General features: G+C 69.7%; 18 protein-coding genes. 9 read left to right on the plus strand and 9 right to left on the minus strand.

Annotation, left to right across the window (positions count from 1 at the left end; genetic code table 11):
- Nucleotides 1–189 precede the first annotated feature (189 nt).
- Nucleotides 190–333 (minus strand): hypothetical protein, encoded by a 144-nt coding sequence (locus tag C8D81_RS20845; protein WP_166646685.1) that lies wholly within the window; start codon nucleotides 331–333, stop codon nucleotides 190–192.
- A gap of 256 nt (nucleotides 334–589) precedes the next feature.
- Here C8D81_RS20845 and C8D81_RS05715 point away from each other — a divergent pair, with 256 nt between their 5' ends.
- Nucleotides 590–1,195, plus strand: a complete 606-nt coding sequence (locus C8D81_RS05715; protein WP_267873114.1) for an HNH endonuclease signature motif containing protein — start codon at nucleotides 590–592, stop codon at nucleotides 1,193–1,195.
- Between the two features lie 54 nt (nucleotides 1,196–1,249).
- Here the strand turns inward: C8D81_RS05715 and C8D81_RS05720 are convergent, their stop codons facing one another.
- The 5 genes from C8D81_RS05720 to C8D81_RS05740 are packed head-to-tail and all read right to left on the minus strand — an operon-like array spanning nucleotide 1,250 to nucleotide 5,790.
- Nucleotides 1,250–2,032, minus strand: coding sequence for an amino acid ABC transporter ATP-binding protein (locus C8D81_RS05720; protein ID WP_133625691.1), 783 nt, complete (start codon nucleotides 2,030–2,032; stop codon nucleotides 1,250–1,252).
- A complete protein-coding gene (locus C8D81_RS05725) occupies nucleotides 2,029–3,003 on the minus strand; it encodes an amino acid ABC transporter permease (protein ID WP_133625692.1) in 975 nt (324 codons plus the stop codon). Before C8D81_RS05725 ends, C8D81_RS05720 begins: the two co-directional genes overlap by 4 nt.
- 3 nt (nucleotides 3,004–3,006) lie before the next feature.
- Complete coding sequence (locus C8D81_RS05730) at nucleotides 3,007–3,963, minus strand: ABC transporter substrate-binding protein (protein WP_133625693.1); 957 nt, start codon at nucleotides 3,961–3,963, stop codon at nucleotides 3,007–3,009.
- Nucleotides 3,964–3,988: 25 nt separating this feature from the next.
- Nucleotides 3,989–4,804 (minus strand): nitrilase-related carbon-nitrogen hydrolase, encoded by an 816-nt coding sequence (locus tag C8D81_RS05735; RefSeq protein WP_208109121.1) that lies wholly within the window; start codon nucleotides 4,802–4,804, stop codon nucleotides 3,989–3,991.
- Nucleotides 4,801–5,790, minus strand: a complete 990-nt coding sequence (locus C8D81_RS05740; RefSeq protein WP_133625694.1) for a substrate-binding domain-containing protein — start codon at nucleotides 5,788–5,790, stop codon at nucleotides 4,801–4,803. The genes C8D81_RS05735 and C8D81_RS05740 overlap by 4 nt, the downstream gene beginning before the upstream one ends.
- Before the next feature lie 86 nt (nucleotides 5,791–5,876).
- Here C8D81_RS05740 and C8D81_RS05745 point away from each other — a divergent pair, with 86 nt between their 5' ends.
- The 6 genes from C8D81_RS05745 to C8D81_RS05770 are packed head-to-tail and all read left to right on the plus strand — an operon-like array spanning nucleotide 5,877 to nucleotide 11,515.
- Entirely contained in the window at nucleotides 5,877–7,280 is a 1,404-nt protein-coding gene (locus C8D81_RS05745; protein ID WP_166646687.1) for an aminotransferase-like domain-containing protein, read from the plus strand.
- Nucleotides 7,277–8,503, plus strand: a complete 1,227-nt coding sequence (locus tag C8D81_RS05750; RefSeq protein ID WP_208109122.1) for a 3-hydroxyacyl-CoA dehydrogenase — start codon at nucleotides 7,277–7,279, stop codon at nucleotides 8,501–8,503. The genes C8D81_RS05745 and C8D81_RS05750 overlap by 4 nt, the downstream gene beginning before the upstream one ends.
- A 13-nt stretch (nucleotides 8,504–8,516) precedes the next feature.
- Entirely contained in the window at nucleotides 8,517–8,795 is a 279-nt protein-coding gene (locus tag C8D81_RS21510; RefSeq protein WP_094428523.1) for a hypothetical protein, read from the plus strand.
- Between the two features lie 28 nt (nucleotides 8,796–8,823).
- A complete protein-coding gene (locus tag C8D81_RS05760) occupies nucleotides 8,824–9,642 on the plus strand; it encodes an alpha/beta fold hydrolase (RefSeq protein WP_094428525.1) in 819 nt (272 codons plus the stop codon).
- Nucleotides 9,639–10,859 (plus strand): sensor histidine kinase, encoded by a 1,221-nt coding sequence (locus C8D81_RS05765; protein WP_094355372.1) that lies wholly within the window; start codon nucleotides 9,639–9,641, stop codon nucleotides 10,857–10,859. The genes C8D81_RS05760 and C8D81_RS05765 overlap by 4 nt, the downstream gene beginning before the upstream one ends.
- Entirely contained in the window at nucleotides 10,856–11,515 is a 660-nt protein-coding gene (locus C8D81_RS05770; protein ID WP_094428527.1) for a response regulator transcription factor, read from the plus strand. The genes C8D81_RS05765 and C8D81_RS05770 overlap by 4 nt, the downstream gene beginning before the upstream one ends.
- A gap of 93 nt (nucleotides 11,516–11,608) precedes the next feature.
- Here C8D81_RS05770 and C8D81_RS05775 read toward each other — a convergent pair whose 3' ends face one another.
- Together C8D81_RS05775 and C8D81_RS05780 are read right to left on the minus strand one after the other, a co-directional pair.
- Nucleotides 11,609–11,839 carry a type II toxin-antitoxin system Phd/YefM family antitoxin gene (locus C8D81_RS05775; protein WP_208109123.1) on the minus strand — a complete coding sequence of 77 codons (231 nt, stop codon included), beginning with the start codon at nucleotides 11,837–11,839 and terminating at the stop codon, nucleotides 11,609–11,611.
- Between the two features lie 58 nt (nucleotides 11,840–11,897).
- Nucleotides 11,898–12,602, minus strand: a complete 705-nt coding sequence (locus C8D81_RS05780) for a peptidylprolyl isomerase (RefSeq protein ID WP_229119613.1) — start codon at nucleotides 12,600–12,602, stop codon at nucleotides 11,898–11,900.
- A 59-nt stretch (nucleotides 12,603–12,661) separates the two neighbouring features.
- Between C8D81_RS05780 and C8D81_RS05785 the strand changes: the two genes are divergently transcribed.
- Nucleotides 12,662–13,267 (plus strand): cob(I)yrinic acid a,c-diamide adenosyltransferase, encoded by a 606-nt coding sequence (locus tag C8D81_RS05785; RefSeq protein WP_094428529.1) that lies wholly within the window; start codon nucleotides 12,662–12,664, stop codon nucleotides 13,265–13,267.
- Nucleotides 13,264–13,440, plus strand: coding sequence for a hypothetical protein (locus C8D81_RS20850; protein ID WP_166646688.1), 177 nt, complete (start codon nucleotides 13,264–13,266; stop codon nucleotides 13,438–13,440). Before C8D81_RS05785 ends, C8D81_RS20850 begins: the two co-directional genes overlap by 4 nt.
- A gap of 13 nt (nucleotides 13,441–13,453) precedes the next feature.
- Here the strand turns inward: C8D81_RS20850 and C8D81_RS05790 are convergent, their stop codons facing one another.
- A complete protein-coding gene (locus C8D81_RS05790; RefSeq protein WP_094428531.1) occupies nucleotides 13,454–13,906 on the minus strand; it encodes a DUF2550 domain-containing protein in 453 nt (150 codons plus the stop codon).
- Nucleotides 13,907–13,958 lie beyond the last annotated feature (52 nt).

Genomic DNA, 13,958 nt, shown 5'->3' on the forward strand with positions numbered 1-13,958 from the left:
GAAAAGTTGTCCACAGATTTCAAAATCTTCTTCGTGGGCAGGGAATCCGGCCGAAAACTGTCAGACCCCTCCTCTTGAATAGAAGGCATGAACGGCAGCGCAGCCACCCTCCTCGAGACCGTCACCACGGTCAACGAGTTGCTGCGTTCTGCCCTCGCCCAGACCGACGAACTCTTCACCGACGAACAACTACTCGAACTCGGCGAACTCAACGAACAGCTCACCGCCCGCACCCATGCCCTGACCACCCGCACCCTGGCCAGCATCGAGACCCGCGAAGCCGCCCAGCACGTCCACGGAGTCCGCACCACGACCTGGCTGCGGGAACGCCATGGCTACGCGTCGAACCAGGCCGCCGGCGTACTGCGCGAGGCGATCCGCACGGTGCGCGCACCGATCGTCTGGCAGGCGTTGGCCGACGCCGCCATCTCACCGCGGCAGGCGACCGCGATCCACCGCCGAAGGCGAAAAGCTCACCGCCCTGCTCGACTCTGTGGTGGAGAAGAACCAGACCGACGAACCGCCACCGTGCGGATCGTTCTGTCCCGGCCCCTCCTGCGGGCTGTGCGGCGGCCGCCCGTCGCGGGCGATGCGCCGCGCCGACGCACTGATGGAACTCGCCCAGGCGTACGCCGACGCGAACCACTCCGCTGCCCGTGGCTCCGATCGCGCTCGGGTGAACGTGACCGTCGACCTCGACACCCTCCGCCGCGGCATCGGCTGCACCGAAACCACCGCCGGACCGATGTCGGCCCAACAGCTCCGGCTGCTCGCCTGTGATGCCGAGATCATCCCGATGGTCCTGGGTGGCCTCGGCATCCCCTTGGATGTGGGTCAGCTCCACCGGTTCTTCGACGGCGAGCTTCGTGCCGCCCTCGTGGCCCGCGACGCTGGCTGCGTCTTCCCCGGCTGCGACCAACCCGCCCGGCGTTGCGATGCCCACCACATCAGACCGTTCTGGTGGGGCGGATCGACCTCCCTCGACAACGGCGTCCTGCTCTGCCCTCACCACCACGCTCTTGTCGAACCCTCGCATACCCAACTGCACAACAAGAACCGCTGGGAAGTGAGACTCAACCCCGAAGACCGCCTGCCGGAGTTCCTACCACCACAGGCACTGGACCCGAACCGGCGACCCCGACGCCACCTGCGGCATCGCCTTCGGCAGCACCCCATCGGGGACGAGGATCATTGACCGGTTCATCTTGACACGGTCGCTGCGCGACCTACTCGATGAACGTGAACGGGGTCAGAGGAAGCGGGCCAGGAACTCTCGGGTCCGCTCGTGCTGCGGATCGCGCAGCACCTGGTCCGGGGAGCCCTCCTCCAGGACCCGACCCTCGTCCATGAAGATCACCCGGTCGGCGGCCTGGGCGGCGAAGTTGATCTCGTGGGTGACCACGATCATCGTGTATCCCTCGGCGGCCAGTTGACGCATCGTGCCCAGCACCTCACCGACCAGCTCGGGGTCGAGCGCCGAGGTCGGTTCGTCGAAGAGCAGCAACTGCGGCTGGATGGCCAGCGCACGCGCGATCGCGACCCGCTGCTGCTGGCCGCCGGAAAGCTGTTTGGGATAGGACTTCTCGCGGCCGCCCAGGCCGACCAGGTCGAGCAGCTTGCCGGCCCGCTGGACGGCCTCGGCCCGGCGTACCCCATGGATCCCGACCGGGGCCTCGATCAGATTCTCCAGCACCGTCATGTGCGGGAAGAGGTTGAACTGCTGGAACACCATGCCGATGCTGGTGCGCTGCCGGGCCTCGACCTTCGAGGAGACCCGGACCAGGCGATCACCGTGCCGCTGGTAGCCGATCTGGGTGCCGTTGACGGTGATCGACCCGGAATCCATCTCCTCCAACCGATTGATGCAGCGCAGGAAGGTGGACTTCCCCGACCCGGAGGGACCGAGGATCACGATCACCTCACCGCGGCGCACCGTCAGGTCGATCCCGCGCAGCACCTCCAGCGGCCCGAAGGACTTGTGCACATCGTGGGCCACCACGACCGCCGACTCTTTCGTCTCCGGCACACTCATCGCTGGTCCCCCACTTCGGTCTCGGCCACCGGGGCGGCCACCGGTCGGCGCCGCCCGGCGAAGCGCTCCATCACGATCGCGGCCAGCGTCCGCTGCTGCCCGGCCGATCCGCGCGCGTAGTGGTATTCGATGAAGGACTGCACCACGTTCAGCACCGAGGTGACGATCAGATACCACAGCACCGCGACCACCAGCAGCGGGATCGTCTGGAAGGTGCGGTTGTAGACCGACTGCACGGTGTAGAGCAGATCGCTCATCGCGATCACCGACACCTGCGAGGTCGCCTTCACCATGCTGATCAGCTGATTGCCCGTGGCCGGTACGATCGAGCGCATCGCCTGCGGCAGCACGACCCGGCGCAGCGCGCGCAGCGGCGTCATTCCGTACGCCGCAGCGGCCTCCCGCTGCCCATGGTCGACCGAGAGCAGCCCGCCGCGGACGATCTCGGCCATGTAGGCCGCCTCGTTGAGCGCCAGCCCGAGGATCGCCGCGGTGAGCGGGGTGATCACGGTGTTGGTGCTCCACTCGATCAGCATCGGCCCGCCGAACGGGACACCGATGCCCAAGGTCGGCTGCAGCGCGGCCAGGTTGTACCAGAAGATCAGCTGCACCAGCAGCGGCGTACCCCGGAAGAACCAGATATAGGCACCGGCGATCCCCGACAACAATCGGTTGTGCGACATCCGCATCACCGCGAGCACCACGCCGAGCAGCGAACCGAGCACCATCGACACGGCGGCCAGCCCGAGGGTCACCCCGAGCGCCTTGGTGATCGACGGCGCCCGGAACCAGGCGAACACCACGTTCCATTCGAGGCGATCGTTGGTGATCAGGAAATGCGCCAGCATCGCGGCCAGCAGCAGGGCGACGGCGCGGCCCAGCCACTGCCCCCAGTGGATCGGCTGGTGCGCCGCGGCGACGTCGATCCCGACCGGGTCCGGGGCCGTGGGCGGAGCGGTGGAGGAAGCCATGGCTCAGCTGACCGCCAGATTCTTGCCCGGCTTGTCGATCATGTTGCCCTCCAGGCCCCACTTCTTCATGATCGTCTCGTAGGTGCCGTTGTCGTAGAGCACCTGCAGGGAATCCTGAAGCACCGGCCCGAGCTCGGACCCCTTCTTCACCACTGCACCCTGGTAGAGCTTGTCGAATCCATTCGCCTGGCCGGTACCGGCGAGCTCGAGCTTGCCGCCGGCCTCCTTCACGAAGTACGTCAGCGGGGCCTGCGACGAGAAGAAGGCGTCGGCCCGGCCGGACTGCACGGCCAGGATCGATTGCGGCTGATCCTTGTAGGACTGGACTTCCAGCGGTTTTCCCTGCTGTTCACACTTGGTGGCCTGGTCCTTGATCACCTTCTCGGCCGAGCCGCCGGCCTGGACGGCGATCTTGGTGCCGCAGGTGGTGTCCAGTCCGGTGATCTGCTTCGGATTGCCGCTCAGCACGGCGAAGACGACGAACTCCTGCACATAGTCGATGAAGTCGTTCTGTGCCTGCCGGGACTTGAAATCCCCGATCGGGCCGAAGGCGAGCTGGTAGCGGTCCGCGGACAGCCCGGTGAGGATCGAGGAGAGCCCGTCGACGGTCTGGTGCTCGACCTTCACCCCCCACAACTCCCCGACCGCCTTCATCAGATCGGCGCTCGCCCCGGTGGGTTCGGCTCCGGTCTGGATGATCTCATACGGCGGGAACGAACCGGAGTTCACCGCGGTGATCGTCCCCGCGTCCCGGATGGAGGCGGGCAATCGGTTGCGCAGGTCCTCGTTGCGTTGCTGGGTCTGCGCCTGCGCACCCGGTTGGGCCGAGGCGGCGGGCCGGGCATCCGGATCCTGGGCCGAGCATCCGGCCAGGAGCAGGGCGAGTACGCCGGCGCCGACCGCGGCGCGGCGCCAACCAGTGCGGGTCGAAACGGCGGAATTGCTGGGTGTGCGGGACATGGTGACTCCTCCGGCGATGTGTTGGTCAGCGGCGCGTCGGCTCGGGGCTGGGCTCTGGTTGGCCGGGTGCGGGCAGGCGGCGGTTGGCCAGCACCGGCAGTCGGCGGCGGGCCTCGGCGACCCGCTCGGTGTCGATCTCGGTGATGAACAGGGTGGGTTCGGCTCCGGCGCCGGCGACCCGGACACCGAGCGGATCGACCACCAGCGAGTTGCCGATGTTCCGGGCACTGGCCTCACCGGCGCCGATCACCCAGCAGGTGCTGTCCAGGGCTCGGGCGGTGACCAGGGTCTCCCAGTGGTGCTCCTTCAGCGGTCCGCGCACCCATGCGGCCGGGCAGAGCAGCACCTCCGCCCCGGCCAGCGCCAGGGCCACCGACAGATCGGGGAACCGCAGGTCATAGCAGATGATCGGTGCCAGGCGTACGCCGTCGAGCTCGACCACCTCGGGCAGCCGGTCGCCGGGTGCCACCCGCTCGGATTCCCTGTCACCGAAGGCATCGTAGGGATGCAGCTTCTGGTACGAGCCGAGCGTGGTGCCGCGATCCAGCAGCAGGAAGACGTTCCGCACCCGCCCGTCGGGTTCGCGCAGGTGCACGGTGCCGGCGAGCGCGATCCCTGCCTGGGCGCTGATCCGGCGCAGTCCCTCAACGAACGGACCTTCCGCGTCCTGGGCCATCTCCGCGGTGTATCCGTTGTCCGCCGGGTCGCGGGCGATGATCCCCTCGGGCAGCACCAGCAACCGCGCATCCGCGGCGGCGGCCCGGGCGGCCCAGTCGGCGATGGTGGCCAGGTTCTGCTCCGGGTCGCGCTGCACCTGCAGCTGACCGACGGCTATCTTCACGATGTCCCCTCCAGGAGTCGATGGTCGATGGCGGTGGCGAACAGTTCCTCCGGGTCGGCGACACGGTCGGTGATCCCCTGATCGCGCTGCTGCCGGGTGAACTCGGCGATCCCGGCCCGTTGCGCGCCGAACTCCGGGGCGTCCCAGTCGGGCGGCAACCGCTCCGCCTCGGTGAGCAGATCGGCAGCCAACCACATCGAGGTCTCGGCATAGCGGCGCCGTCGCTCCCGCCAGATCCGGCGGCTCTCGGCCAGGGCCCGGGAGACCGCCGCCGCCAGGTCGGGATCGAATCCATCCGCGGCGAACCCCAACAGATGGTGCACCGGCACCAACCCCCACCGGTCGGCGTAGTCCAACTCGGCGGCGCGGACATCGGCGTACAGGGGCCGCCAGGGCGCGTCCGGAGCGAAGAAGCCCGGCGGCATGAACGGCGTGCAGACCGCATCCAGTTCCCCCGCACTGAGCAGCGCGGTCATCCAGGAACCGGCGGGTGCCGCCTCGATCCAACCGGGTCGGCCGTGCCCGTCGAGGCGATCCTGTTCGGGGTGCGCGGCGGTGAGCCGGCCGGCGACCCAGCGGGCCGCGGAGATCGGTACGCCGGCATCGGCCAGCACGGCGCGGGTCCAGGTGTTGCCGGAGTCGATCCAGCCGGTCACCCCGATCCGCCCGCCGCGCAGATCCTGCGGGGTCTGGAACGGGCTGTCCCGGGCGACGATCAAGCAGCGCTGCCGGAACGACTGCATCAGCGGATGCGGCAGCGCCACCACCCGATGGTCACCGGTGAGCACGGCACGGTTCAGCCGTGCGAGCGAGATCTCGAAACCGGCGTACGGGCCCGGCCCGTCCTGCCAGGGATCGATCAGCGTGCCCACCCGGTCGATGACCAACCGTGCCTCGAGGGCGTCCAGGGCCGGGGTCGGCACCTCGTGCAGCAGCAGGGGCGTGAGCCAGTCCCAGTCCCGCAGCGCCAGCCTGACCGTGTGCACCCTCGTCACCCCTTTTCGCGTTCGAACGAAAGTACATTCCAGATCGGGTGATGTACATTGTTTATTTGTTCTTGTACATTACGTCTGTGTCTCAGGTACCCACCCCGTGGCTGTCCGCGCGACTCAACGACCCCTCCGCGCAGGGGATCGCGGCCGATGTCGGCCAGCTGATCAAGCACGGCGATCTGGCCACCGGCGCCCGGATGCCCCCGGTCCGCGAACTGGCCGCCGCCCTCGGCACCAGCCCCTCGACCGTGTCCGGTGCCTGGCGACAACTGCGGGCCCGCGGCATGCTCACCGGTGGCGGACGGGCCGGGATGGTGGTCGGTGATGACGTCCGGACCCCCCGACCGATCCGTTACGGCGACGACGGCCAGGAGGGTGACTGGGGCCAGGGGGCCCGCTTCCCGCTGAACCGCTCGGTGCCCGACCCGGGGTTGCTGCCCGACCTGCACACCGCGTTGATCGAGGCGCCCGCCTCCGACGACCTGAACCACTACACCCGGATCCCGATCGTGCCGCGCCTGGCGGCGGCGGCCCGCGCCGAGTGGCCCTATCCCGCGGGTGACCTGATGGTCGCCAACGGTGGTTACGAGGGCCTGATGCTGGCCGTGCACACCTTCCTGCGCCCCGGTGACCACGTGCTGCTGGACAACCCCGCCACCCCACGCACCCGGGACATCCTGGACGCGGTCGGTTGCCGGATCCACTTCCTGGACAGGGATTCCGAAGGCATCCGACCCGACGCACTGGCCGCAGCGCTGCCGCTGCGCCCGGCCGCTCTGCTGCTGCAGCCGGCCTGGCACAACCCGGCCGGCACGATGATGAGCGAGCGTCGCCGCGACGAACTCGCGGCCATCATCGCCGACCATCCGCTGCTGGTGATCGAGGACGACGGTCACGGTCCGTTGGTGGGTGAACCGGTGCACTGCCTGGGCGCGGTGCTGGATCAACAGCATCTGCTGGTCCGCTCCTATTCGAAATCGCACGGCCCCGACCTGCGCATCGCGATCGTCGAGGGCGACCGGGACTCGATCGAGCGGGTCCGCGCATTCCGTGACTACGGGTCGGGCTGGACCAGCCGGCCGCTGCAGGAGGCGCTGGCCTGGCTGCTCACCGACCCCGCCACCCAGCGCTCGGTGGCGCGGGCGCGGGACACCTACCACCGGCGGCGGCGGGCCCTGCACGCCGAACTGGTCCGCCGGGGCGTACCGGTCGAGGAGGGGTGCGGGCTCGAACTGTGGGTGCCGGTGCGGGACGAGCGGTACGCGGTGGTCACCCTCGCCGCCCATCAGATCGCGGTGGTCTCCGGCTCCCGGTTCACCCCGGCCGATCGCCCACCCCACGTCCGGGTCTCCACCGGCACCCTGGCCGAGGCGGATGCTCCCGAGGTGGCGGAGGCGCTGGCGAGGGCGGCCCAGCTGCCCTTCGACTCGTCGCTGCGCTCCTCGCTCAGGGAACGTGGCGGGTCGATAGACTCACGCGGGTGACGACTGAAACCCCGACCAACGATCAGATCCGTACCGTCGCCGTGATCGGCCTGGGCACGATGGGGGCCGGCATCGTCGAGGTGTTCGCTCGCGCCGGGCTGACCGTGCGCGGCATCGAATACAACGACCAGGCGCTGGAGCGCGGCCGGGCCATCCTGCAGAAGTCCACCGATCGCGCGGTGGCCAAGGAAAAGCTGACCGCCGACGAGCAGGCCGCCCTGCTCGGCCGGATCGAGTTCACCACCGACACCGCGGCCGGGGTCACCGACGCCGACCTGGTGATCGAGGCGGTGAACGAGAACCTCGAGCTGAAGACCAGCATCTTCCAGACCATCGACGAGGCCGCCCCGAAGACCGCGATCCTGGCCAGCAACACCTCCTCGCTGTCGGTCACCGCGATCGCTGCCGCGGTCGCCGACCCGAGCCGGGTGCTCGGCGTGCACTTCTTCAACCCCGCCCCGGTGCAGACCCTGGTCGAACTGATCCGTACCGTGCACACCAGCGACCAGACCATCCAGCGGATGGCCGACCTGCTGCGCGGCCTCGGCAAGTCGCCGATCGTCTGCGGTGACCGCGCCGGGTTCATCGTGAACGCGCTTCTGGTCCCCTACCTCGGTTCGGCGATCCGGCTCTATGAGAACGGTTTCTGCACCCGCGAGGAGCTCGACCAGGCGATGGTCGAACAGGCCGGCTACCCGATGGGCCCGCTCACCCTGACCGATCTGGTCGGCAACGACGTCACCCTGGCGGTGCTGGAGCGGATGTATGACGAGACCAAGGACCGGCTCACCGCTCCCCCGTCGCTGCTGCGTCAACTGGTCACCGCCGGTTGGCACGGCCGCAAGTCCGGCCGCGGCTTCTATTCGTACGCCGCGGAGGGCGCCGACGATCCCGGCCCGGTGCCGCCGCCGCGCGGCAGCCGCGCCGGCGAGCTGCCCGATCGGCTTGTCGCGGAATATCTGAACAACTGCCTGCGGATGGTCGAGGTCGGTTACGCCTCGGTCGACGACATCGACACCGGGATGGTCGAGGGCTGCCGGATGCCGCCGCCGTTCGAGGTGCTCGCCACCCTCGGCCCGAAGCACGTCCTCGACGTGCAGCGGCGCACCTTCGACGAGACCGCCGAACCCGGCCACCGGCCCGCGCTGCTGCTCGAACAGCTTGCCCAGGTGGAGAATCCGGCCGCCGCCATCGACGAGCTCCGTCGCGCGACGGCGGCCTGACCCGGAGCTCACGGTGCCGAACGGTCGCCGCCGCTCCAAGCACACCCGGGAAGCCCGACCGCTGTCCGGGCACCATCCGATCGCCGAGACCCGCGGCGACGGCGAATGGCTGGTGCGCGGGATTCCGGCCGAGCGGGCGCTGAAGGCGTACACCTGTCCCGGGTGCGGCGGCATCATCCCCCCGGGCACCGCGCACGTCGTGGCCTGGCCGCGGACCCCCTCGATCGGCAGCGCCTCGGCCGTCGAGGAACGGCGGCACTGGCACAAGCATTGCTGGCAGCGCCGCCGCTGACCGCTTTCCCAAGCAGCCAAGGAGAATCATGGATCTGCACGCCACCCGTATCGGCGACGGCCCGGGACGGCTGGTGGTGTTCTGCCACGGGGTGTTCGGGCAGGGCAAGAACTGGACCTCGATCGCCCGCGCGCTGGCCACCGACACCGACGGGCCGCCGCACCGCAGCCTGCTGCTGGACATGCCGAACCACGGCCGCTCGGGCTGGTCGGAGACGATGGACTATCCGACGATGGCCGATCAGGTGGCCGCCGCGATCGAGGCCGAACCGAGCCGCGACGGTGAGCCGGTCGCCCTGGTCGGGCATTCCATGGGCGGCAAGATCGCGATGCATCTCACCCTGCGCCACCCGGAGCTGGTCGACCGGCTCTGCGTGGTCGACATCTCCCCCGTCGGCTACGGCTCGATGCGCGACTTCCACCGTTATGTGCAGGCGATGAGCTCGCTGGACCTGACCGGACTGCGCAACCGCGACCAGGCCGAGGCCCACCTCGGTGAGAACGGCGTCGACACCGCGGGGGTCCGCTCCTTCCTGCTGCAGAACCTGCGCCGGGACCAGCAGGACGGTCAGGTGCAGTGGCGGTGGCAGCCCAATCTGGCGTTGATCCGGGAGGCGATGGCGGACCTGGGTGACTGGGTCGAGCCGACCGAACCGGCCTGGCCCGGTCCGGTGCTCTGGGTCGCCGGCGCGGACTCCGAATACGTCCGGCCGGAGTACGCCGAGGCGATGCACACGCTCTTCCCGCGGACCCGGTTGGTCACCATCAAGAACGCCGCCCACTGGGTGCACGCGGACCAGCCGAAGATCTTCACCTCGGTGCTGCGCCGGTTCCTGGACACTCCGTGACCGAGCAGCGGACCGGCACCCTGCGGCTGCTCACCTGGGCCCTGCACGCCGCGGTGGCGGTCCTGCTGCTGATCGGGGTGATCCGGTTGCTCGGCGGCCCGAGCGGGGGCGCCACCGAACGCGGTGGCTGGCAGATCGCGCTCGGCTGTGCCACCGCGGTGCTGTTCGCCCTGGCGTACGCCTGGGGTTCGGTGCCGAACCGGTTCACCAGCCCGCGGGCGGCGCGCTGGTGGCTGGCCGGGGTGACCGCCTGCTGGGTGCTGCTGATGGTCTTCGCCGCAGAGTTCGCCTGGCTGGCGTTCCCGCTGTTCTTCCTGCACCTGCACCTGTTGCGCCGCTGGCATGCGGTGGTAGCGATCGTGGTGATGACGATCATGGTGATCGCCGCCCAGGGGCTGCACGCCGGCCGGTTGCAGGTCGCGATGGTGCTCGGGCCGATCGTCGGGGCGGCGTTCTCGGTGGTCGGCGCGCTCGCCTACGAGGCCCTGTACGCCGAGTCGGCGGCCCGGGCCGCCTCACTGGCCGAGCTGCGCGCGACCCGCGCCGAACTGGCCCGCAGCCAGCGGGAGGCCGGCCGCCTGGGCGAGCAGGAGCGACTGGCCCGCGAGATCCACGACACCCTCGCCCAGGGCCTCAGCTCGCTGGTGCTGCTGGGCCGCAGTGCCCGCACCGAGCTCGCCGCCGGCACCCCGGAGGGGCGGGACCGGGCGGCGGGGTTGCTCGCCGAGATCGAGCAGGTGGCCGGCGACAACCTCGGTGAGGCCCGCCGTTTCGTCCGCGAGCTCACCCCACCGGATCTGGGCGAGGGTGACCTGGTCGCCGCCATCGGCCGGCTGGTGGACCGCGAACAAGCGAGTTCGCAGTTGCGTTGCGAGCTGCGGGTGACCGGCCGGCCGACCGTGTTGCCGACGCCGATCGCGACCGGTCTGCTGCGCGCCGCGCAGGCCAGTCTGGCGAACGTGCGCCAGCATGCCCGGGCCGCGCATTGCGTGCTGACACTGGGATTCCTCGGTGATCAGGTGACCCTGGACGTCTTCGACGACGGCATCGGTTTCGATCCCGAGCGGGCCGCCTCGCCGGAGAGTTTCGGGCTGCCGGGGATGCGGGGCCGGATCGAGCAGCTGGGTGGCCGGGTCGAGGTCGAGTCGGCACCGGGTGCCGGCACCGTGATCGGCATCCGGGTCCCGCTGCCGACCGGGCATGGTTCGACATCGTGAGCACGCTGCGGTTGCTGCTGGTCGACGATCATCCGGTGGTACGCCGGGGACTGCGGGCGGTCTGCACCGACCCGGGTGCCCGCAGCGGCGTACCCGAACTGGCGGAGGTGCTCGTCGTCGGCGAGGCCGGCGATGGCCAGCAGGCCCTCGACCTGCTCTTCGGCCCGGCGCCGCTACCGGTGGACGTGGTGCTGATGGATCTGCAGATGCCGGTGCTGGACGGGGTGACCACGATCGGCCGGATCACCGCACACGAGCCGCATCCGGCGGTCCTGGTGCTCACCACCTACGACTCGGATGCCGACCTGGCCGCCGCGCTCGATGCGGGTGCCTCCGGATATCTGCTCAAGGACGCCGCTGCCAACGACATCGTCGCGGCCGCCTGGGCCGCTGCGCGCGGCGAACGCGCCCTGGCACCCGAACTGGAACGCCGGCTCGCCGCCCGAGCCACGGCACCGGACCTCACGCTGACCGCCCGTGAGCTGGAGATCCTCACCGCGATCGCCACCGGGCAGAGCAACCGTGAGGTCGCCCGCGAACTGTTCATCTCCGAGGCGACCGTGAAGACCCACCTGGTGCACATCTTCGACAAGCTCGGGGTGGACAACCGCACCCAGGCGGTCCGGGTCGCCCGCGAGCGGCGGATCCTGCGCTGAGACGGATGTCGCCGAGGCTCAACCGTCGGTGGTCGCCGCCCAGGGATCGATCGCTGCGGAATTCGCTGAGGACAGTGGCGCCCAGCAGGTACGTCACACCTCAGGCACCCGCAACCGCAGGTCGACCGGATCGAACTCGACGTCCAGGTCGTTATCCATGCTCAACCGTTCCACCAGATTCGCGCCCCACTCGCCCAGCCGGCGGTACTCCTCGATCGAGAGCAGTACGAATGCGGGCTCGCCGCGATCGGTGATCACCACCGGACCGTCAGCGGCCTTCCGCTTGGCCGCGCTCACGTCTCGATTGAACTCGCCGGCGGTCATGGTCGTAATCACCGCTCCCCCAATGTAGGTACGTACCCACGTTACCTCCCCGCCTGCGCTAGCTCTTCTCGGCGACCGAGATGATCCGCGCCTCGTTGTTGGGCTTGCCGGAACCGTCCTGGCTGGAGCCGTCCTGGCCCTCGGCGGCGATCCGGGCGACCACACCGAGCGACTCCTGATCCATCCGGCCGAAGACGGTGTAGTCGGGCGGCAGCTGGGAATCCGCGTACACCAGGAAGAACTGGGAACCGTTGGTGTCCGGACCGGCGTTCGCCATCGCGACGGTGCCGGCCGGGTAGCGGTCGCTGCTGGAGACCTCGTCGGGGAACTGATAACCGGGACCGCCGCGGCCGGTACCGGTCGGGTCACCGCACTGCAGCACGAAGATGCCGGAATCGACCAGCCGGTGGCACTGGGTGTTGTCGAAGTACTTCTGCTTGGCCAGCGACTCGAAGGAGTGCACCGTGCAGGGCGTCCGCGAGCGGTCCATGGTGATCGTGATCGGACCCTGATTGGTGGTCAGCGTCCACACCGCCTCACCGGTGGTCTGCACATCGGTGGTCGACGGCGGATCGACGGGCTTGGCCGGCTCCCCCGCCGGCTGGTAGACGCAGCCACCCGGCCCCGCCGAGGCGGCAGCACTCGCCCCGGCACCGGTCGACGAACCGCCCGAGCCACCGGGCGTCGACGGCGCACAGCCGACCAGACCGAGCGGCAGCAGAACGACGGCCGAGGCGGCCAGGACACGCAGGGGAAGACTCACCCGGGCAGCATAGCCAGCGGGGTACGCCGCCAGCGCGTCCGCCGCGCTAGAGTCGCAGCATGGTGGTGCTGAATCGGATCTACACCCGTACCGGCGATGGGGGCGAAACGCGGCTCTCCGACATGTCGGTGGCCCGCAAGACCGACCTGCGCGTGCAGGCGTACGGCGATGTCGATGAGACCAACTCGGTGATCGGGGTGGCCCTGGCCACCGGCGGCATCGCCGAGCCGATCGCCCGGGCGCTCGCGGTGGTGCAGAACGAGCTGTTCGATCTCGGCGCCGATCTGTCCAACCCGTTGCGCGCCGATCCGAAATATCCGCCGCTGCGGATCGAGCAGGCCTCGGTGGACCGGCTCGAGGGCTGGTGCGACGAGTTCGGCGACCCACTGCCCAAGCTGCGCTCGTTCATCCTCCCCGGTGGCAACCCCGCCGGCGCCCAGCTGCATCTGGCCCGGACCATCTGCCGGCGCGCGGAACGCTCCGCGTGGCTGGCGCTGGAGGCGTACGGCACCGACGAGGTGCCCGCCGACGACGACCGCCCCGGCGGGGTCAACCCGATCGCGGTCACCTATCTGAACCGGCTCTCGGATCTGCTGTTCATCGCCAGCCGTGCGGTCAACGGCACCGACGACGAGGTGCTCTGGGTCCCCGGCGGCGACCGGTGACCTATTTCCGGGTCGGCGTCGGGCTCACCCTGCTCTTCGGCCTGCTCTGCGCCCTGGTCCAGGCCTCCGGCCGGCAGGACTGGTGGGGCGGCCCGGCGATGGCCGGGGTGATGGTCGCCCTCTACTGGGCGCTCGGCCGGGAACTCTTCCCCGAAAGGGAAAACGGCAAGTAGGGCGCGCTCGGCGTCACTGCTGGAAGCGGCCGATCCCGGGCGGTGCGGCCTCCAGCCAGGAGAGCAGGCCGGTGGTCGATTCCGGGGCCATCGCCAGCTCCCAGCTGTGCTGGCCGCCGACGAGCACGGTGGACTCCAGGCGCACGACCCGCGGCGTACCGTAGAGCACCTCGATCTCACCGGGCTGGGCGTGGCGCTGGGTGTCCACGGTGGTGCTGGTACGCCGGAAGCGCACCTTGGGGCGGAGCGAGAGCGAGAGCGCCCGGAACCACTCCAGGTCCTCGCCCTGGTACCGGGCCACTCCCAGCGCCCAGCGGCTGCCACCCTGCGGGGATTTCAACGCACAATCAAAAATGCCGCCCTGGCGGGAGAGCCAGCGGCGGCGGAGGAAGAGCCAGACGAGCGGGATCAGGCAGGCGAGCAGGAGGGCACCAATCACCAGCTCGGCAATGATCTCCCACCCCATAGCGGCACATTAGCCACCCCATTGGCCAAAGACAAAAATGAGGGCGACAAGC

Source organism: Enemella evansiae, from assembly GCF_004362375.1.
In the GTDB taxonomy this organism is placed as follows: Bacteria; Actinomycetota; Actinomycetes; order Propionibacteriales; family Propionibacteriaceae; genus Enemella; species Enemella evansiae.